14 protein-coding genes and 1 tRNA gene are annotated in these 21074 nt (G+C 30.0%); 11 read left to right on the plus strand and 4 right to left on the minus strand.

Translation table 11 applies throughout. The features are described 5' to 3' along the window. The first annotated feature begins 32 nt into the window (after window positions 1-32). Window positions 33-4307, plus strand: coding sequence for a DNA-directed RNA polymerase subunit beta' (gene rpoC / locus ACJJVK_RS10015; protein WP_405565685.1), 4275 nt, complete (start codon window positions 33-35; stop codon window positions 4305-4307). Between the two features lie 113 nt (window positions 4308-4420). Then, the gene (locus ACJJVK_RS10020) at window positions 4421-4732 is read left to right on the plus strand and encodes a DUF3467 domain-containing protein (RefSeq protein WP_405565688.1); all 312 of its coding nucleotides are present in this window, start codon (window positions 4421-4423) and stop codon (window positions 4730-4732) included. Between the two features lie 37 nt (window positions 4733-4769). Here the strand turns inward: ACJJVK_RS10020 and ACJJVK_RS10025 are convergent, their stop codons facing one another. Next, on the minus strand, window positions 4770-5540 hold the full coding sequence (locus ACJJVK_RS10025; RefSeq protein ID WP_405565689.1) for a hypothetical protein: 771 nt from the start codon (window positions 5538-5540) through the stop codon (window positions 4770-4772). 212 nt (window positions 5541-5752) lie between these two features. Here ACJJVK_RS10025 and ACJJVK_RS10030 point away from each other — a divergent pair, with 212 nt between their 5' ends. Together ACJJVK_RS10030 and ACJJVK_RS10035 are read left to right on the plus strand one after the other, a co-directional pair. After that, window positions 5753-8593, plus strand: coding sequence for a TonB-dependent receptor (locus ACJJVK_RS10030; protein ID WP_405565692.1), 2841 nt, complete (start codon window positions 5753-5755; stop codon window positions 8591-8593). 10 nt (window positions 8594-8603) lie between these two features. Next, window positions 8604-9638, plus strand: coding sequence for a phytase (locus tag ACJJVK_RS10035; protein ID WP_405565695.1), 1035 nt, complete (start codon window positions 8604-8606; stop codon window positions 9636-9638). A gap of 62 nt (window positions 9639-9700) precedes the next feature. On the opposite strand, the gene ACJJVK_RS10040 is transcribed toward ACJJVK_RS10035, so the two are convergent. From ACJJVK_RS10040 to aroC, 3 genes are all read right to left on the minus strand, one after another. Beyond that, the gene (locus tag ACJJVK_RS10040) at window positions 9701-10633 is read right to left on the minus strand and encodes a carboxylesterase family protein (RefSeq protein ID WP_405565697.1); all 933 of its coding nucleotides are present in this window, start codon (window positions 10631-10633) and stop codon (window positions 9701-9703) included. Continuing rightward, complete coding sequence (locus ACJJVK_RS10045) at window positions 10605-11702, minus strand: heparan-alpha-glucosaminide N-acetyltransferase domain-containing protein (RefSeq protein WP_405565699.1); 1098 nt, start codon at window positions 11700-11702, stop codon at window positions 10605-10607. Before ACJJVK_RS10045 ends, ACJJVK_RS10040 begins: the two co-directional genes overlap by 29 nt. Before the next feature lie 136 nt (window positions 11703-11838). Beyond that, window positions 11839-12903: a chorismate synthase gene (gene aroC, locus ACJJVK_RS10050; protein ID WP_405565702.1), complete on the minus strand. Its 1065-nt coding sequence runs from the start codon at window positions 12901-12903 to the stop codon at window positions 11839-11841. Between the two features lie 241 nt (window positions 12904-13144). Here aroC and ACJJVK_RS10055 point away from each other — a divergent pair. The 7 genes from ACJJVK_RS10055 (at window position 13145) to ACJJVK_RS10085 (ending at window position 21073) form a co-directional block, all read left to right on the plus strand. After that, window positions 13145-13229 (plus strand) — tRNA-Ser (locus ACJJVK_RS10055). A 282-nt stretch (window positions 13230-13511) separates the two neighbouring features. Then, complete coding sequence (locus ACJJVK_RS10060) at window positions 13512-14759, plus strand: site-specific integrase (RefSeq protein ID WP_405565704.1); 1248 nt, start codon at window positions 13512-13514, stop codon at window positions 14757-14759. A 238-nt stretch (window positions 14760-14997) separates the two neighbouring features. After that, window positions 14998-15693 (plus strand): RteC domain-containing protein, encoded by a 696-nt coding sequence (locus ACJJVK_RS10065; protein ID WP_405565706.1) that lies wholly within the window; start codon window positions 14998-15000, stop codon window positions 15691-15693. 234 nt (window positions 15694-15927) lie between these two features. After that, a complete protein-coding gene (locus ACJJVK_RS10070; protein WP_405565708.1) occupies window positions 15928-16254 on the plus strand; it encodes a helix-turn-helix domain-containing protein in 327 nt (108 codons plus the stop codon). After that, window positions 16247-17071 (plus strand): transcriptional regulator, encoded by an 825-nt coding sequence (locus ACJJVK_RS10075; protein WP_405565711.1) that lies wholly within the window; start codon window positions 16247-16249, stop codon window positions 17069-17071. The genes ACJJVK_RS10070 and ACJJVK_RS10075 overlap by 8 nt, the downstream gene beginning before the upstream one ends. Window positions 17072-17432: 361 nt before the next feature. Beyond that, on the plus strand, window positions 17433-18050 hold the full coding sequence (locus tag ACJJVK_RS10080) for an ATPase (protein WP_405565713.1): 618 nt from the start codon (window positions 17433-17435) through the stop codon (window positions 18048-18050). A 173-nt stretch (window positions 18051-18223) separates the two neighbouring features. Then, window positions 18224-21073 (plus strand): helicase-related protein, encoded by a 2850-nt coding sequence (locus tag ACJJVK_RS10085; protein WP_405565715.1) that lies wholly within the window; start codon window positions 18224-18226, stop codon window positions 21071-21073. The last annotated feature ends 1 nt before the right edge of the window (window position 21074 follow it).

Below are 21074 nucleotides of genomic sequence, written 5' to 3' on the forward strand. Positions count from 1 at the left end.
GAATACTGCCAACTGAATACTTATTAAAAGACATGGCAAGAAAACAAGAGAAGTACACTGTAAAAAAGTTTAACAAAATCTCAATTGGTTTATCATCTCCAGAAGCGATTCTAGAAATCTCTAAAGGTGAAGTTTTAAAACCAGAAACTATAAATTATCGTACTCACAAACCAGAAAGAGATGGTTTATTTTGTGAGCGTATTTTTGGTCCTGTAAAGGATTATGAATGTGCTTGTGGTAAGTACAAAAGAATACGTTACAAAGGAATTGTTTGTGATAGATGTGGTGTAGAAGTAACAGAAAAGAAAGTACGTAGAGATAGAGTAGGGCATATTAACTTAGTTGTTCCTGTAGCTCACATTTGGTATTTTAGATCATTACCTAACAAAATGGGATACCTTTTAGGTTTACCATCTAAAAAGTTAGATATGATTATTTACTACGAAAGATACGTAGTAATTCAACCTGGTATTGCTAAAAATCCAGAGGGGGAACCATTACAAAAAATGGATTTCTTAACAGAGGAAGAATACTTAGATATTGCTGATGAGTTACCTCAAGATAATCAATATTTAGATGATTCAGACCCAAACAAGTTTATCGCTAAAATGGGGGCTGAGTGTTTAATTGATTTATTAGCTCGTATTGATTTAGAGTCTTTATCTTTTGAATTAAGACACAAAGCAAATACAGAAACGTCTAAACAACGTAAAACTGAAGCATTAAAACGTTTAAATGTTGTTGAAGCATTTAAAGATTCTCAGAAAAATAGAGAAAATAATCCAGAGTGGATGATTATGAAGGCAATTCCGGTAATTCCACCAGAATTAAGACCTTTAGTTCCATTAGATGGTGGACGTTTTGCTACTTCAGATTTAAATGATTTATATAGAAGAGTTATTATCAGAAACAATCGTTTAAAAAGATTAGTTGAAATAAAAGCTCCTGAAGTTATTTTACGTAATGAAAAACGTATGTTACAAGAATCTGTTGATTCATTATTTGATAACACACGTAAATCATCTGCAGTAAAAACTGAATCTAACAGACCTTTAAAATCTTTATCAGATTCATTAAAAGGTAAACAAGGTCGTTTCCGTCAAAACTTACTTGGTAAGCGTGTTGATTATTCTGCACGTTCTGTAATTGTTGTTGGACCAGAAATGAAATTATCTGAGTGTGGATTGCCAAAAGATATGGCAGCTGAGCTTTATAAACCTTTTGTAATTAGAAAATTAATTGAAAGAGGAATTGTAAAAACAGTAAAATCTGCAAAGAAAATAATTGATAGAAAAGAACCAGTTGTTTGGGATATTTTAGAAAATGTAATTAAAGGTCATCCAGTTTTATTAAACAGGGCTCCTACTTTACACAGACTTGGTATACAAGCATTCCAACCAAAATTAATTGAAGGTAAAGCTATTCAGTTACACCCATTAGCGTGTTCTGCATTTAATGCCGATTTTGATGGAGATCAAATGGCGGTTCACTTACCATTAGGACCAGAAGCTATTTTAGAAGCACAATTATTAATGTTAGCTTCTCACAATATCTTAAACCCTGCAAATGGTGCTCCAGTTACTGTACCTTCTCAGGATATGGTACTTGGTTTATACTATATGACAAAAGAAAGAATTTCTACTCCTGAAGTACCAATTAAAGGAGAAGGATTAACTTTCTATTCTCCAGAAGAAGTTACTATTGCTTTTAACGAAGAAATGGTAGACTTAAATGCTGGTATTAAAGTAAGAACTCAAGATTTAGGAGAAAATGGAGAACAAGTAACAAAAATTATTAAAACTACTGTTGGTAGAGTTTTATTTAATGAAAAAGTTCCTGCTGCTGCTGGTTATATCAATGAGGTATTAACTAAGAAAAACTTACGTGGTATTATTGGTGGTATTTTAAAAGCTACAGATATACCTACAACAGGTGCATTCTTAGATGAAATAAAAAATATGGGTTATAAATTTGCCTTTCAAGGTGGTTTATCATTCTCATTAGGGGATATTATTATTCCAGCTGAAAAGCAATCTATGATTGATGAAGCAAATAAAGAAGTTGATGTTATTGTAGGTAACTATAATATGGGTATGTTAACGCAAAAAGAGCGTTACAATCAGGTAATTGATGTTTGGGGTTCTACCAACAATAGATTAACTGAATTATCTATGAAACGTTTACGTGAAGATCAACAAGGTTTCAACTCAGTATATATGATGCTTGATTCTGGTGCAAGGGGTTCTAAAGAACAAATTCGTCAGTTAACAGGTATGCGTGGATTAATGGCAAAACCTAAAAAATCTACAGCTGGTGGTGGAGAAATTATTGAAAATCCGATTCTTTCTAACTTTAAGGAAGGTTTATCGATTTTAGAATACTTTATCTCAACTCACGGTGCACGTAAAGGGCTTGCAGATACCGCTTTAAAAACGGCAGATGCTGGTTACTTAACACGTAGATTGGTTGATGTTTCTCAAGATGTTATTATTAATGAGGAAGATTGTGGTACATTAAGAGGATTAGAGGTAACACCTTTAAAGAAAAATGATGAAATTGTTGAATCTATTGCAGACAGAATAGAAGGACGTATTTCTTTACAAGATGTTTATCACCCAGTAACAGAAGAATTAATTATAAAAGCGAATCAATCTATTACATCTAAATTAGCTGATGCTGTAGAAGCTTCTGGTATTGATAGATTAGAAGTAAGATCTGCTTTAACTTGTGAGTCTACTAGAGGTATTTGTGCTAAATGTTATGGTTTAAGTTTATCAACTCGTAACAAAGTTCAAATTGGTGAAGCAGTTGGTGTAATTGCTGCACAATCTATTGGTGAACCTGGTACACAGTTAACATTACGTACATTCCACGTTGGTGGAGTTGCTGGTAACATATCAGAAGAAAACAAATTGATTGCTAAGTTTGATGGTAATGTAACTATCGATGATTTACGTACAGTTGTTGGTAAAGACAACGAAGGTAAAGAAGTTGATATTGTAATATCTAGAACTGCAGAAATAAAAATTAAAGACAAGAAAACAGGTATAACTCAGAGTACAAATATTTTACCTTACGGTTCTATTATTTTTGATAAAGAAAGAAAGACAATTAAGAAAGGTGATGTTGTTGTACAATGGGATCCATTTAATGGTGTAATTGTTTCTGAATTTGCAGGAAAAGTTAAGTTCGACAATTTAGAGCAAGGTATGAACTACTCTGTAGAAATTGATGAACAAACTGGTTTCCAAGAAAAAGTAATTACAGATTCTAAGAACAAGAAGATTATTGCTTCGTTAATTATTGAAGACGAAGATGGTAATGCATTACGTTCTTACAGTTTACCTGTAGGTGCACACTTAATGGTTGATGATGGAGATACTGTTGAATCTGGACATACTTTAGTTAAAATTCCTAGAAAATCTGGTAAAGCAGGTGATATTACAGGAGGTTTACCACGTGTAACAGAATTATTCGAAGCACGTAATCCTTCTAACCCATCTGTAGTTTCTGAGATTGATGGTGTAGTTTCTTTCGGAAAAATTAAAAGAGGTAATAGAGAGATTATTGTTGAATCTAAAACAGGAGATATTAGTAAGTATTTAGTTAAGCTTTCTAACCAGATTTTAGTTCAAGAAAATGACTTTATTAAAGCAGGTATGCCATTATCTGATGGTGCTACAACACCTTCTGATATTTTAAGAATTAAAGGGCCATCTGCAGTACAACAATACTTAGTAAATGAAATACAAGAAGTATATCGTTTACAGGGTGTAAAAATTAACGACAAACATTTCGAAGTTGTAGTTCGTCAAATGATGCGTAAAGTTAAGATTATAGATTCTGGAGATACTTTATTCTTAGAGAATCAATTAATTCATAAAACTGATTTCATCAAAGATAATGATGCTATTTACGGAATGAAAGTTGTTGAAGATGCTGGAGATTCTGAAAACTTAAAGGCAGGTCAAATTATTTCTGCACGTCAATTAAGAGATGAAAATTCTTTATTAAGAAGAAATGACAATAACTTAGTTACTGCAAGAGATGCAAGACCAGCAACAGCTGAACAAGTTTTACAAGGTATTACAAGAGCTTCTTTACAAACAAAATCGTTTATTTCTGCTGCTTCTTTCCAAGAAACAACAAAAGTATTAAATGAGGCTGCTGTAAATGGTAAGATAGATACTTTAGAAGGATTAAAAGAAAATGTAATTGTTGGTAAGAAAATTCCAGCAGGTACAGGTATGAGATCTTATGATAAAATTATTGTAGGACCTAAAGATGAAATAGAACAAAGTTTCTAATTAAACGTTTGAACGTTAACGTTTAAAAATTATATAAGTTGAATTGTTTGTAGTATTTTTACTACAAATAATTCAACTTTTTTTATTGATATTAATAATACAACCCAATAACTATGGAAGATAACCAAAATAAAGATGGACAATTAAATATAGAATTAGATCAAGAAGTTGCGGAAGGTACGTATTCTAATTTAGCAATTATCAATCATTCTATGTCAGAATTTATTGTAGATTTTATAAATATTATGCCAGGTGTACCCAAAGCCAAAGTAAAATCTAGAATTATTCTAACACCACAACATGCAAAACGATTAACCAAAGCGTTAGCAGATAATGTTCGTAAATTTGAACAACAACATGGTGAAATCAAAGATTATGAGAAACCTCCAGTACCAATGAATTTTGGACCTACAGGACAAGCTTAATCATAAAAAAGTGAAACGTTAGTTTCACTTTTTTTATTTAAAACTCTACTGAGAAATCTAAAATTTTAGGATTCGAAAAATAATCAATAATATTCTTTTCAATAGTTATGGTTTTACCATTAGCACTATAATAGGCTTCTTTAATAGAGGCATTTTTTATTCGTTTAGGAAATGTATAAATCAATTTATAGGTTGAACTCGAAAACATAGTTTTTAATTTCCCTAAACTATCAACTTCTTTTTTCAATTGCTCAGGATTTAAAATTTCTGTATTGCGTTCAAATTTCTTTTTCGAATACAAATAGTTAACTTTAGTAGAAGGTGTTTTGGGTTCACTTAATTTTTTAGTTTGTTTTCCGGAAGCTAAAAGTTTATTAGATTTCGAAGCCAAACCATAACCTTCTTGAAAAGAATTTAGCATATTATTCAATTCTTTTACATCTTTAAAGTTGGTAAACATATCAAAATTCATTTTTTCTGTATCAGAATTCATCTGCATTCTCATGCTAAAATTTTCCAATTTTTTTAATGATTTTTGTTTTTCTTGCGATAGTTTTAAAATACTATCTTTATTTTGTTTGATAACATCTTTAAAATGAATAATAGTATCGTAATTAGTATTCGTTTTTTCTTTATTTAATTTATCGCCCATCATTTGCATAAAAAACGAAGCATCAACTTTAAAAGATACAGTTCCACTTCCGTTTTTTGTAACAGTTAATTCTTCTGTCATTTGGCAACTTGTAAAAAATAAGACAATTAATATCAATAGAAAATAAGATAGATTTGGTATAAATATTGTTTTCATAGCATAGTCAATTTAAAAGATTAAATAGTAAATGTAAAGATTATTTAACAATTAAATAGGTGCAAGAGCGCTTTAAAATTATTGTAAAAATGAAATTAATTTAATGTTAATTAGTGGTGTTTTTCAATTATAATTTAGCTTTTTCTTTTCATTTTGTTAATCTTTTAAAACTTATCAAAAGTTAGTTTTGTTAAAAATTTTAACCAAATAAAATGAAACTAAACAAATTAAAATTTATTCTATTCATTGCAGTTTTATCAATGTCTGCTGCAAAGTCTTTTGGACAAACAGGTACTATTCAAGGTTTAATTACCGATGAAAATGGTATTTATGTTCCAGGAGCAAATGTATCTTTAGAAACAATTAAAAAAGGAGACGTTACAGATTTTAACGGTAGATTTACAATTGTATCTATACCTGTTGGTACTTATACTTTAAAAGTTACCTATTTAGGTTATAAAGATATTACGAAACAAGTAGTTGTAAAAGAAAACGAAACTACAAAAGTAATTTTAGAATTAAAATCTGGAGGCATTGAATTAGATGAAATTGAATTTAGATCTTACAGCTTAAGTGGCCAAGCTAAGGCTTTAAATACTCAAAAAAATAACATAAACATTACCAATGTTGTGTCTACAGATCAAATTGGTAAATTTCCAGATGCAAATATTGGAGATGCTGTAAAAAGAATTCCTGGTATTACCATGCAAGTAGATCAAGGTGAAGCTAGAAATATTGTTATTAGAGGACTTTCTCCTCAATTAAACTCTGTTACTTTAAACGGAAGTAGAATTCCTTCTGCAGAAGGAGATAACAGAAACATTCAAATGGATTTAATTCCTTCTGATATGATTCAGTCTATCCAAGTAAACAAAGCTGTAACTCCAGATATGGATGCAGATGCTTTAGGGGGGGCTGTAAACTTAGTTACAAGAACAGCTCCACAAAGTTTTAGATTATCTGCAACAGCAGGTTCTGGTGTAAATACCATTACAAATAAAAGAATTTTAAATGGTTCTTTTTTAGTAGGTGATCGTTCTAAAGACAAGAAATTTGGATGGATGCTTTCTGCAACCGTTAATGATAACGATTTTGGTTCTGATAATGTAGAAGCAGAATGGACAGATGAATTCGCTTATTTTGATGGTACAGACGAAGTAGAAATGGAAGTAAATCCTTATACAAACGTATTTGAACAAAGAACGTATTTAGTACAAAGAGTACGTAGAAGTTTTTCTGCAAATTTCGATTATCAAATAAATGATAACAACAACATCTATTTTAAATCGATGTATAACTGGAGAGATGACAGAGAAAATCGTTTTAGATTAGAGCATGAAATTTTAGATGCAGAAGATATTGAAATTGGTGATTTTACACTAACAAACAACACACCAACAATGTTTCCTGTGTCTGTAGTTAGACAATCGAAAGGTGGTATAAATAACGACAGAAATAAAAACAGACGTTTAGAAGACCAAAGAATGCAAAACTATTCTTTAGGAGGTAACCATGTTGCTGGTAATTTAAAAATCGATTGGATGGCTTCTTTAGCAAAAGCTTCTGAAGAAAGATTAAATGAAAGATATGCAGAGTTTGAATCTGAGTATATCATCAATAGCAGTACAGATTCAGAAAACCCTTTTTACTCACCTGTTGATGCTTCTGATTTTAATGATCTTGCAAGTTTTGAATATGGAGAAATTACAGAAGAAAATCAATATACAGAAGAAGAAGATTTTAATGTTTTTGTAAACTTTGAATTGCCTGCAGATTTTTTTGGTAAAGGTGATGGATTTATAAAATTTGGAGCAAGAGGTAGATTTAAAACCAAATACAGAGACAATAATTTCTTTGAGTATGATTTAGAAAGTGCTTACTCAACTTTAGAGGGTATACCAACCAAAGATTATTCTAAAGCAGATTTTCTTGCTGGTAGCCAATATCAAGCTGGTTTATTTGCATCCGAAGAATGGTTAGGAGCTTTAAATTTAGCAGATGGTGAGTCTGTAGACGATGAGTTTTTAAGAGACAATTATAATGTAGAAGAAAATGTTTATGCTGCGTATTTAATGGCAAATCAAAATTTATCGAATAAATTAAGTGTTTTAGCTGGTGTTCGTTTAGAGCATACAACTTTAACTGCAACTGGTAATAATATTTTAGATGAAGATACTTTAAATGGTACAACAACTAAAGAAAGTACTTATACAAACATATTGCCAGGTGTACATTTTAAATACGATGCTACAGATAATACAGTAGTTCGTTTTGCTTGGACAAACACTATTGCAAGACCAAATTATGCAGACATAACACCTACTTTAGATGTTGTAACTGGGGATGATGAAATTTTTGTAGGTAACCCAGATTTAGAGCCAACTACTTCTATGAACTTCGATTTAATGGCAGAAACTTATTTTAACAATGTAGGTTTACTTTCTGGTGGATTATTCTATAAAAAGATAAACGATTTTATTTATACTTTTCAACAAGAAACATCTTCAGATTTTTACGGAGCAGGTACAACAGGGTTTGATGTTTATCAACCTTTAAATGGAGATGATGCTTCTATTTTCGGAGTTGAATTTGCTATCCAGAGAAAATTAGATTTCTTACCAGGATTTTTAAAGAACTTTAGTCTTTATTTAAACTATACTTATTTAACTTCTAACGCAAATGGAATTCGTAATGAAGATGGAGATGAAAGAGACGATTTAGATTTGCCAAACACAGCACCAAATATGTTTAATGGTTCTTTAGCTTATGGTGGTAAAAAATTCTCAGCTAGAGTTTCTGCTAATTTTTCTGATGCTTATGTAGATGAAATTGGTGGTAATGCTTTTGAAGATCGTTATTACGATCAACAATTTTTCTTAGATTTTAATGCAACATTTGCGATTAACAATAACCTAAGTATTTATGCTGATGTTAATAATATTACAGACCAACCTTTGCGTTATTACCAAGGTGTAAGTGATAGAACTATGCAAATGGAATATTATGGAAGAAGAATTACCTTTGGTTTAAAATACGATTTGTTTAAAAAATAAGAAATTAATAATGAGTTTATTAAACAAAAATAAAATTGTAAAAAGTACTATATTACTTAGTGCTTTTTACTTTTTTTCTTGTAATTCTGGTAGTAAACTACCAACAATAACACCAGATATTATTACAGAAAAAACACTGAATGATACAGATGATCCTGCAATTTGGGTAAACCCAAAAGATGCTTCTAAAAGCATTGTTTTTGGTACCGATAAAAAAACAAATGGAGCCATTTATGCTTTTAATTTAGATGGAAAAATTATAGAAAATAAAACCATCAGAAATATTAAAAGACCTAATAATGTAGATTTAGAATACGGGTTTAAAATTAACGATTCTACAGCTACAGATATATTAGTGTTTACAGAAAGAGAAAAACAACAAATAAGAATTTTTTCTGTACCAGATATGCAACCTTTAGACAATGGAGGTTTTCCTGTTTTTGTTGATGAAAAAAATGCAGAACTCAAATTACCTATGGGTGTTGCTTTTTATAAATCTAAATTAGATGATAGTTTTTATACTATTGTAGGCAGAAAATCAGGACCTAAAGAAGGATATTTATATCAATACAAATTAACAGCAGCAAACAATTTGATACAAGCTAATTTGGTAAGAAAATTTGGTAAGTTTAGTGGTAAAAAAGAAATAGAAGCTATTGCTGTAGATTCAGAAATGGGTTTTGTGTATTATTCTGATGAAGGTGCTTGCATTCGAAAATATTATGCAGAACCAACCAAAGGAAATGAAGAAATAGCATGTTTTGGTGGCGAGTATTTTTTAGAAGATATAGAAGGAATTGCCATTGCCAAATTAGAAGACAAAAAAGGATATATTATTATTTCTGATCAACAAAAAGGACAATTTAATTTGTTTGATAGAACAACAAATAATTTTGTTAAAGCAATTAATTTATCAACCTTAGAAACTGATGGTTGTGATGTGGTTACTGTGCCATTAAACAACACGTTTAAAAGCGGTTTGTTTGTTGCAATGAACGATGAAAAGAATTTTTATTTTTATGATTTTAATAGATTAATCAAATAAAAAAATCTAAATATTTGAACTTTAAAAGTCGTGCTATATTTTTAGTACGGCTTTTTTATTTGTCAGATTTTAACTTCTGTTTGTCTTTCATTTTTCTGTAAAACATCAAAATACAAAAAATCTAAAATTTCGTTTTTACATTGATAAATAGGTCTAGAATTCCAACTGTGATCACCATTTTTAACTGAATATAAATAGTAAGATTTACCAATAGATTTTAATTGATCTGCAATTGCTCTAGAACCATATAATCTTAAATAACCAATATTTTCTTTTTTACAATAATGATGTGGAGCAATATTATAGGGCACTAAATCATCTTTTTCTCCGTGAAAAAGTTGTGTTGGTATTGCTTTATCATTTGTTATTTTATCAATAGTTGTAATTGCACCAGCCATACCAATAATTCCTGCAAATTTAAAACTTGAATCTAGAATCTCATTTTCATAAACGTAAGCTATGTTTAAAACTGCTTCTGCACCAGCACTAGAGCCTACTAAAATAACTTTGGTTGTGTCTATTTTAAATTTTCTATTACGTTTTATAATGTACTTTATAGCATAACTAATATCCTTAGAAACTTCATTAAAAGCCTTAATTTTTAAATCAGATTTTGTTTTGCAGCCAAAACCAATTCCTTTCATTGTTAAACGATAAGAAATAGAAGCTACAGCATAACCATAACTTGCCATTTCTTTAGAGAAGTCTACAGCGTATTTGTCATTTCTTTGTCCGCCAGAAAATCCACCTCCATGAACATAAATAATTAAAGGCTTTAAACCTTTCACTTTTCTGGGTTTGTAAAAATCTAATTTTAAATTCTTTTCTTTTTTAATTCTTTGATAAGTAAATTTATGTACAGAAGTTTTTGCTATTTTCTCTAAGTATTTTTTTTGAGAAAAACTGTTAATTGATAACAATAAAGAAAGAATAAATAATGTAGATTTCATAAAGTTATAGTCGTAATTATTCTGGTTTTCCTTTAAATTTATCATAAATTTTCCTAGAGTTTAAATACAAGAATGTGTTTGTTTTTACATAAAAGTAAGCCAACAAACATACTAATATCAAGAATAAAATTGCACCTAAAATTGCTTCAATAGGGTTTAATGTTTTACCAATTAAACTGTTTAAACCCAAACCCGTAAAACTTCCATAAATAATTATAAAATGAATCACATAAATAGATAATGTTTTTTGACCGATTTTTAAAAGAATAGGGTTCTTAAAGTAACTTTCTAATCCGTAGAAAAAAGCAAAATATAATAACACATTTCCAAATCGAGTAAATAGGTAATTATAGCTAGCAGAATCCATAAATAATTGAACATGAAACATTTTGGATAGATATGCTAGGAAAAAAGAGGAGTAGAAAATTAACAATAAACCCGTAACTATAAATGAAGTAATAATTGTTTTTTTAAAATATTTTTTGTGTAAGTTTTTATAAAATAAGGTTGATAAAAAAGCACCAAAACAGATATAACCAAACCAAGGAATTATTGTGAAAATAGAACCATTACTTTTAGAGATATAATTGCTTAAAAATAACGGAATTGAAGAAACATTTATATTTCGATACAAAGGTTCTGTTAAAAATAGAACTGTACCCAAAACTAGAACGATAGAAGAAAAAAGAATCGTTTTTTTATTACATAAAAAGTAAATACCAATTATTAATATTAAACTAATACCAATTATCTGTAAGACATCTATCACTAAAAAGTAAGGGTTAAAATTACCTGACAACCAGTTGAAAATATCGATTCGTAATAAATAACCAACTCCAATTAAGAAAAAACCTCTTATAATTCCTTTTCTCATTCTTAATTTTTCAATGCCTTTTTCTTTAGCTTTTAACAAAAGATAGGTGAAAATTAATCCAGAAATGGTAAAAAAAGTTGGTGCTGTTATTCCTCTAAAATAAGCCCAAACTCTGTAAATATTATAATTTGAATCTCTATAAGAAACCTCTAAAAGTGTATCAATAAAATGACCCTGCAACATCATTAAAATGGCAAAAGCGCGCACAATATCAATAAAATAAAGTCTATGAGAATTCAAACATCAAATTTAATGCCTTAAAAATACACATATAATTAAGAATCTACTAAGTGAAGTAAATTATATTGATTTTAATATTTATTAAGTAAAATTCAATAAATGTTTTACGAAATTTTTAAAAAAACAAGAAAGTGAATTATACTGTTCTTGTTCTATTTAGCAATAAAAAGTCTGCTAAAACTAAGGCTGTTAAAGCTTCTACAATAGGAACAGCTCTAGGTACAACACAAGGATCATGTCTTCCTTTTCCTGTAATTTCTGTAACTTCATTTTCAGAATTAATGGTTTGTTGGCTACTCATTATTGTGGCTACTGGTTTAAAGGCAACTCTAAAATAGATGTCCATTCCATTAGATATTCCACCTTGAATTCCACCAGATAAGTTGGTTCTAGTAGATCCATCAGCATTAAAAATATCATTATGTTCAGAACCTTTCATTTTTGCGCCACAAAATCCGCTACCAAATTCAAAACCTTTTACTGCATTTATAGATAACATTGCACTACCTAATTGAGCATGTAATTTATGAAAAATGGGTTCACCCAAACCAACTGGCACGTTTTGAGCTACACAAGTAATGGTTCCTCCAATAGTATCTCCAGCTTTTCTGATTTCTTTAATTTTGTCAATCATTTTTTCTGCGGATGTTTCATCAGGACAACGAACAATATTACTTTCTGTTTTAGAAAAATCTACCTCTTGATAAGGTTTTTCCATAAAAATATCACCTACAGAAGAAGTAAACGCATTTATTTTAATGCTAGAAACTAATTGTTTAGCTAAAGCACCAGCAACCACCCAGTTAGCAGTTTCACGAGCAGAACTTCTTCCACCACCTCTATAATCTCTTAAACCATACTTTTGGTCGTAAGTATAATCTGCGTGCGAAGGTCTATATACATTTGTATTATGATTATAATCTTTACTTTTTTGATTTGTATTTTTAATTACAAAACCAATTGAAGTTCCAGTAGTTTTACCTTCAAAAATTCCAGATAAAAATTCTACAGTATCTGGTTCTTTACGTTGGGTAACAATTTTAGATTGTCCAGGTTTACGTCTATTTAGCTCATCTTGAATAGCTTCGAAATCAACTTCTAAACCAGCAGGAAAACCATCTATAATACCACCAATAGCGGTTCCATGAGATTCTCCGTAAGTTGTTACTTTTAATAAATTTCCAAAAGAGTTAAACGACATAATTAAAAATTATAATTTTCTACAAATATAATGAAAGTACTTTATAGTTTTTGAAAGTTAAATCTTGTTCTAATGATTTCTAAAATCTATTAAATAACTTTAACTGCTGACTTTTAGTGATATAAAATTATAATTTTAAGATATTCAAAAAAAATAAAAATTATTTGTTTTTTTTGTTTCACAAAATAAAAAAGGTTTATATATTTGCATCCGCATTCAGGAAATACCTGATGAGACTCTTGGAGAAATGGCAGAGTGGTCGAATGCGGCAGTCTTGAAAACTGTTGACTGTAACAGGTCCGGGGGTTCGAATCCCTCTTTCTCCGCTGATAGATTTTCAATAATCATCAAAACCCTTTAAAACCTATGTTTTAAAGGGTTTTTACTTTTCCACAAAACCCATAAAATTCATTAAATCGTATAAAAATCGAGACCAATTCGGTGTCACTTGTAATTTACAAAAATCATGGACACCGAATTTTTCTGTATCCCTTTAATATCAGGGGTTTCAAGATTAAAACATGACTAATACCTGTTCAAAAAAAGTACATCTTTTTTTGTATTCGGTGTCAGTATACATTTAATATGAATTTAAAAGGTTACCAAAAATGAAAACAAAAACAGCAATTCTTTTTTATGCGAAGAAAACAAAAGTAAACAGCAAAGGACTATGCGCCATTTACACACGCATTACAGTCAATGGAAAACGAATGGAATTTAGTACAGGTAGATTCATACAGCCAGAAAAATGGTCTTCAGCTGGAGGTAAAGTAAAGGGGCATTCCAATGAAGCTCGTTCAATAAATAGACACCTTGATATTTTAAAAACGAAGATTATTGATATTCAAATGGAATTTATCCACGCAAAAATTCCAATTACAGCAAAACTCTTTAAAAGTAAAATATTAGGAGAAGAAGCAAAACGTAGAATGTTAATTCCAATTTTCGAAGATCATAACAAAAGAATAGAAGAATTAGTAGGAAAAGAATATGCTCCAGGAACACTTGAGAGATATAAAACATCACTAAAGCATACCAAAAAATTTTTAGAATGGAAGTTTAAGGAGTCAGATATCGATATTCTAAAAATAAACCATGCCTTAATCACAGATTACGAATTCTATTTAAGATCAGTTAGAAATTGCAGTAATAACACAGCAGTAAAATACATCAAGAATTTCGGTAAGATTATTAAAATCTGTTTGGCCAATGATTGGATGGATAGAAATCCATTTAGCAATTACAAATCAAAAATAAGAACAGTAGAACGCGTTTATCTAACAGAAGATGAAATTCATAAACTAATGGAAAAAGAATTTACATCAGAGCGTTTGTCTTTAGTAAGAGATATTTTCTTATTCAGTTGTTATACAGGGTTAGCTTATATAGATGTAAAGAATTTAACCAAAACACATATTAGTATCGGAATAGATGGAGATAAATGGATATTCACCCATCGTCAAAAAACAGAATCAGCATCTAAAATACCAATGTTACCAGTCACTCAGATCATCATTGATAAATACGAGGACCATCCAAAATGTATTGCAAACAATATATTACTACCTATTTTTAGCAATCAGAAAATGAATGCCTATTTAAAAGAAATTGCGGTAGTATGTGAAATCAATAAAGAATTGACTTTTCATATTGCACGTCACACATTTGCAACTACAGTTACGCTTTCAAATGGAGTGCCCATAGAAAGTGTTAGCAAAATGTTAGGACATAAAAATTTAAGAACCACTCAGCATTATGCAAAAGTGTTAGATAAAAAAGTAAGCCATGATATGCAGGTCTTAAAGCAAAAATTAAATAATAAATATACATTGTCAAAAAATCAAGATATAAGCTAGTTTAGAGGGTGTTAATAACTTTTTAAGCACATCAATTCATAGAATTTATACAAAATGGAGTATTTTGGTAGTCCTCAAAATAACTCATTTATTTGCTATGAATTCATTTTGCACACCATTCTTTCAAGAATTGGAGCGGGACTTTGTATTACTCAAAAGTTCCGAATCCAACACGATTGTTGGGTGCCAAAAAATTATTTATTTTTTAGAAAAGAAGCTAAAGCTACTCAACAAATGGTTGAAGAATTATTCTTTTGAATGTGAAAAAAACGAGATTTATTTCTTTAAAGAATTAAAACCTTCCTTAATTTCTAAAATACTGTTTTATCAAAATGTTTTAAAGATTGAATCTAGGTTACCTCCTGGTAAAAAAGCAAAAAGGAAACACTATATCAAAGCCATAAATAAGTTGACAGAAGTAACCAGAGAAAACCCTGATTTTTACGAGTATTACAGGTCAAGAGCAACATATAATGACCATAAATATTTTGTAAGAAGACCGTATAAAGATATTTTAAGAGACGATCCAATGCAGTTGTTTTTCGATTCTAAAATATCCACATCTCATGAATATCAAGTAGCGATCTTAATAGGCTCAGATATGCTAGTAAATTATTTAGAACGTAAAATTGATGAAATAAATCATAAAAGTGGTGCAGCGAATTTTAGAGATCCAATAAACTATACTTGGTCTGGTTCAAAAATTGATTTAGTCGAATTAATCTATGCTCTAAAACATGCTGGACTCATTAATAACGGAAATACAGAGGTAAAAGAATTAGCAACACATTTAGGTAAGGTTTTTAACATTGAATTAGAAGATAATATTTACAGAATTTATCAAGACATCAAATCTCGCAAAACCGTTAGAACTAAATTCTTAAATAAATTAGCAGACAACCTCAACCAAAAGTTAAACGAAGAAGATCTATAAAACCCATCTTGGGACAACTGTGGTTTTCGATATAAAAAGGATACTTTTCCAGCCGTTCTATATGGATTAGAATTCAATAGACATCCATATTAAAATAGATCTTCAACAATAATAGTCGTTTACAACCTTTTAGTAAAAAATCACACCCACCTTACGAATACCTTGTGAATAGAAATAACCCAATTGCAGTTGATTTGTAGTAGAACAATTTATTCTAATTTAAAACAAATCAATATGTATTTACATCTTAAAAAACTATTCCCAGAAACCGAAAATTTAGACCTATTAAAACATCAACAAGTAACAAGGTTAGACTTATTAAATGCACTCAACTTGTTAGTTGGTGAATTGAAAACAACCAGTAAAGAAGAACAGCCTAAAAAATGGTTAAAGTCTTCAGAAGTAAAAGCTTTGTTAAGAATTTCTCCAGGAACATTACAAAACTTACGCATCAATGGCACCTTAACCTATACCAAAATAGGCGGAATTATCTTTTACTCTTATGAAGAAATTTTAAAAGTAATGGAACAAAACAAAGTAAACAGAAATACAAATGAGTAACATGAATTACATAAAACACCTAACAGGTTTCTTTGATAAAGTCATCAACGATCATACCTTAAATCCAACAAATATCAGTTTGTACATTACTTTGTTTCAATTCTGGAACTGCAACCGATTCAGAAATCCAATCAGTATTTCTAGAGACGAAGTAATGCGTATAAGTAAAATCAGCTCAAAGGCCACCTATCATAAATGCTTAAAAAATTTACATGCATTAGGCTATTTAAGATACGAACCATCCTACAATCCCTATAAAGGGAGTGTGGTTTTTATGTTTAATTTTTCTGAAAACTTAAAACCTAAAAAGAAATCATATAATAAACAAGTAAAAGACAAGCAGCAGACAAGTAACCCACCAACTAATGAACAAGCAGAAGTATCTTATATAAACAATACAAATAGTACAAACAATATAAATAAATTAAAAGAAGAAGAGCAATCACAAAATTCTGATTTAGAAAATTTAGAAGAGGTTTCAAAACAAAAAAAGTTGCGCCAAAAAAATAAAAATAACGAATGTCATCTCGAGCAAGGTCGAGAGATCTCAAATAAAATTCCTAAAGTTGATGAAGTCATAAAATATTTCCAGGAACAAAACTTTCCAGAAATCGAAGCCAACAAATTTTACAATTACTTTTCCAGTAATGGATGGTTAGTAGGAGGCAAGACCCCAATGAAAAATTGGAAAGCTGCAGCAAAAAACTGGATGCTCAATAGTCTAAAATACAATAAAAATAATAACAACTCAAAAACATTAATTCAACCCAAAAACCTAAACACAGCAATTGATAAAGATTACTCAGAACCTTTGTAGGTTGTCATTTCGACAGAGAGAAGAATGAACGACGAGAAATCTCATAATTAGAGTGTCATTGGGAAAAATGAATCTCATAAAAAAGTCACAATCTCAAACGTCATAGAATTTGCAAGCGAGTAGTCTTCTGTTTGAAAATTACGTAAAATGAAATGCTGTTTGAGCAAAGCGAGTTCATTTAATTTAGTAATTGAGAACCTAGAAGACCGCTGAAAATTCAAGACTAGATTTTTTTGTTTCTTTTTTGATCAATGCAAAAAAGAATGAGAAATAATTAAAAATATATGCAGCCTAGATTTTTTGAATACTTTTTCATCAATGGAAAAAGTATTAGAATAAAACAAAAGAAAATTAATCAAAAATGATAAACTACCAAAACACCACAAACTGGTTAGAATCCAAAGGAAAACAACTATTTGGGAATCATTTCAAAATCTACGAAGAAGACAAAACTATTATTTACAAACTGATAGCCTACGCTTTACAAGACCAAAAAATGGTAAAAAGATGTAATATCAATTTAGAAAAAGGAATCCTACTATCAGGACCTATAGGATGTGGAAAAACCACATTAATGACATTATTAAAATTCTTAGTTCCAAAAGATCAGAAGTACTATGTAAAATCATGTAGAGAAGTAAGTTTCGAATTCATAAAAGAAGGTTACGATGTAATACACAAATACAGCAAACCAAGATTACATCAAAAAAAAGCAGGCATCATTTGTTTTGACGATCTAGGAACCGAAAGCAATCTAAAATATTACGGAAACGAATGCAATGTAATGGGAGAAATTTTACTGAGTCGTTATGATGCTTTCAGTCACCCTGAGCGCAGTCGAAGAACAAAAACCCATCTCACTACAAACCTATCAGCCTCAGAACTAGAAAAATGTTATGGTAACAGAATAAGAAGCCGATTAAGAGAGTCATTTAATTTAATAGCTTTTCCAAATAATACCTTAGACAAACGCAAATAATAAAATTTAAGTTCTTTTAGTTCTTTTTGTTAATTTAGAGCAGTTTTATTACCTTTCATCTTTACTTGTAATTTTAAGTAAAAATTGCTAAAATTATCATGTATTTATTTTTAGAAATGAAATATAGTTTTCATTGTGCTAAGACTAAATAAATCAACCATTAACCAAAAAGAATGCAAGAAAAACCAATTACTATTGGGCAAAGGATTTCAACAAGAGGAGAAGATTTTTTAATTACAAATATTATAAATAATTCAGATGGTAGCCAGTTATTAGATGTAGAAGGAATCAGTGAATTAGTTAAAGGAATGCGTTTTGCTTTTGATACTAAAATTGATAATCAAATCAAGGCAGTAAATCCTAATGATACTATTTTTATTGCAGATAATGAAGCTGGATATAGGAAATCAAAATTATATATAGAAACCCATCTTAGAAATTCTACAATTTATTCTGATAAAATAACCATTGCTACAAAAGCTGCTTTTAATGTTGCTGAATATCAATTAACACCAACGTTAACAGCTTTACAATTACCAAGACCTCGTTTATTAATTGCAGATGGTGTTGGTTTAGGGAAAACAATTGAAGTTGGAATTTTCATCACTGAAATGATGAAAAGAGGAAAAGGAAAGCGAATTATGGTATTGGCATTAAAGTCAATTTTGGGCCAATTTCAACAAGAATTATGGAATCGTTTTGCCATTCCATTGGTAAGATTAGATAGCGAAGGAATTGCTAAAATAAAAACCCAACTTCCCGCAAACAAAAACCCATTCGATTATTACGACAAAACAATTGTTTCAATAGATACCTTAAAAAACAATGCAAAATTTAGGCATTATATAGAAAAATCTAGATGGGATATCATAGTAATTGATGAATGTCATACAGTAGCAAACAACCAAAGTCAACGAGGAGATTTAGCGCAGTTTTTAGCAAAACAGTGTGAATCGTTAATTTTAACATCAGCTACACCTCACAATGGTAAAAAAGAGAGTTTTGCCAATTTAATTAATATGATTGAGCCTACTGCTATTCCTAAAAGCGGTAATTATACAAACGATGATGTAAAACCATATTATGTTAGACGTTTTAAAAATGATATTACAGAAGACGCAGTAAGAGCCAATTTTCAAGATCGTGAAATTATTAGGTTAGAAACAGGGTTGTCTTCAGAGGAGTTAGCCTTTTTACGTTACCAGCAAACCTTAAAAATTCAAGGTTTACAGGCATTAAAAAGTAAGAAATCAAAAGACGATTTGTTATTCTCTATAATGATATTCAAATCGTTTATGTCTTCTCCATTTGCAGCCTTAAAGTCTATCAACAATAGAATTGAAAAAGTAAAAGAGATAGGGGGGCAGTCAACCAATTTTGAAGATAGTTTAGAAGTCTTGAATGAGTTAAGGGTGTATTTAGAGGATATTTTGAAATCAAAACAAGATAGCAAATACAAAAAGTTCAAAAAAACCTTAATGGAGTTAGGTTGGTCTGGTAAGAAAAAAGATGATCGATATGTAGTTTTTGCAGAACGTATTGCAACTCTTGAATATTTAAAAGAAAACTTAATAAGAGATTTTGGTTTAAAACCAGAAGTAATTCAATCCTTTAGTGGTTCAGATACAGATGTAGAACAACAACATATCATAGAAGATTTTGGTAAAGAAGATAGTAAGGTTAGGATCTTATTATGTTCAGATGCTGGCTCACAAGGGGTAAATTTACATTACTATTGTAATAGAATGTTTAATTACGATATTCCTTGGTCGTTAATCACGTTAGAGCAAAGAAACGGACGTATAGATCGTTATGGACAAAAAAAGATACCTTACATCTATTACTTGGTAGGTAAAACAGAGGATGAAGCCATTAGAACAGATTTACACATCATTAACAATCTGACTAAAAAAGAAGAAGAAAAGCATAAAACATTGGGAGATATTGGCTCTATCATGCAATTGTATAATGCAAAAGAGGAAGAAAGTAAAGTAATAAAAGCTATTGAAACTAAAAATGAAGACTTTCTAGAGGAGCTAGAAACTTTCGACTACGGTGCAGCTTTTATTACAGAAGATGACAGTACAGCATCAATTATCACAGATAATCCTTTTGAAGAACAACTAACCATATTTAATAACGATTTCACGTATTACAAAGCGCTTTTCAATCAGTTAAATGGTGAAAACCTATTGAACTCAAAAGACTTTTCCTTATACGAGGAAGATGAGTTTTTAGAATTGAACAATACAAAAGAATTGAATAAAATTTTATACGATTTACCTTCTGAATCGAAACCAAAAATTAACGAGTTTTTTAAACTAACTACCAATAAGGATTTAGTTCAACAATCTATAGAAAATGCTCGTAAGAAAACAGATGAATGGGCAGAGTTTCAAGTCTTGTTCGATTTGCATCCAGCAATTAAATATTACATGACCAAGTTAGAGGCTAGTGTGCCAAAAAACGAGGCGTTAGCAGCTAAATTAAGTACAAAGTTACCTGAAAATAGTGCTTGGTATGTGCTACAAGGGCAAATTTCAAATAATCTAGGACAACCTGTGGTCTCAGACTTTTTCGTGGTAGGAGTTTCAGAAGAAAAGGTGATAAAATCGATGCCAATTTTAGAGTTTTTAGAAACTTATAAATTGAAAGAAGAATTATTTAACGAACATATTACAGCAGAAGAGTTAGCAGCATTACATAAAAAATTACCAATAGCTATAGATTTTGCGCAACACAAACACATGCAAACCTTACAAGGAAAGCTTTCATCGAAGATGTTTGAAGAAATGGTAAAGCAAGAAGAAAAGGTAATGAAATGGCAGGAAGCATCTTTAGAACAATTAGAAGTAAAGTTTGAAAATACGGCCGATACTAACTTTATGAAAAACAAAAAGGAAAAGGAACTCGAAGAGATTAATTCAATTACAGCAGACTCAAGTCAGTATTTAAAAAACGTAATGAGTTTAGCAGATCAGGAAGCATATATCAAAGTAATGGCAGTATTTTTTAACGCATAGG

Source organism: Polaribacter sp. Asnod6-C07 (genome assembly GCF_045063625.1).
GTDB lineage: Bacteria > Bacteroidota > Bacteroidia > Flavobacteriales > Flavobacteriaceae > Polaribacter > Polaribacter vadi_A.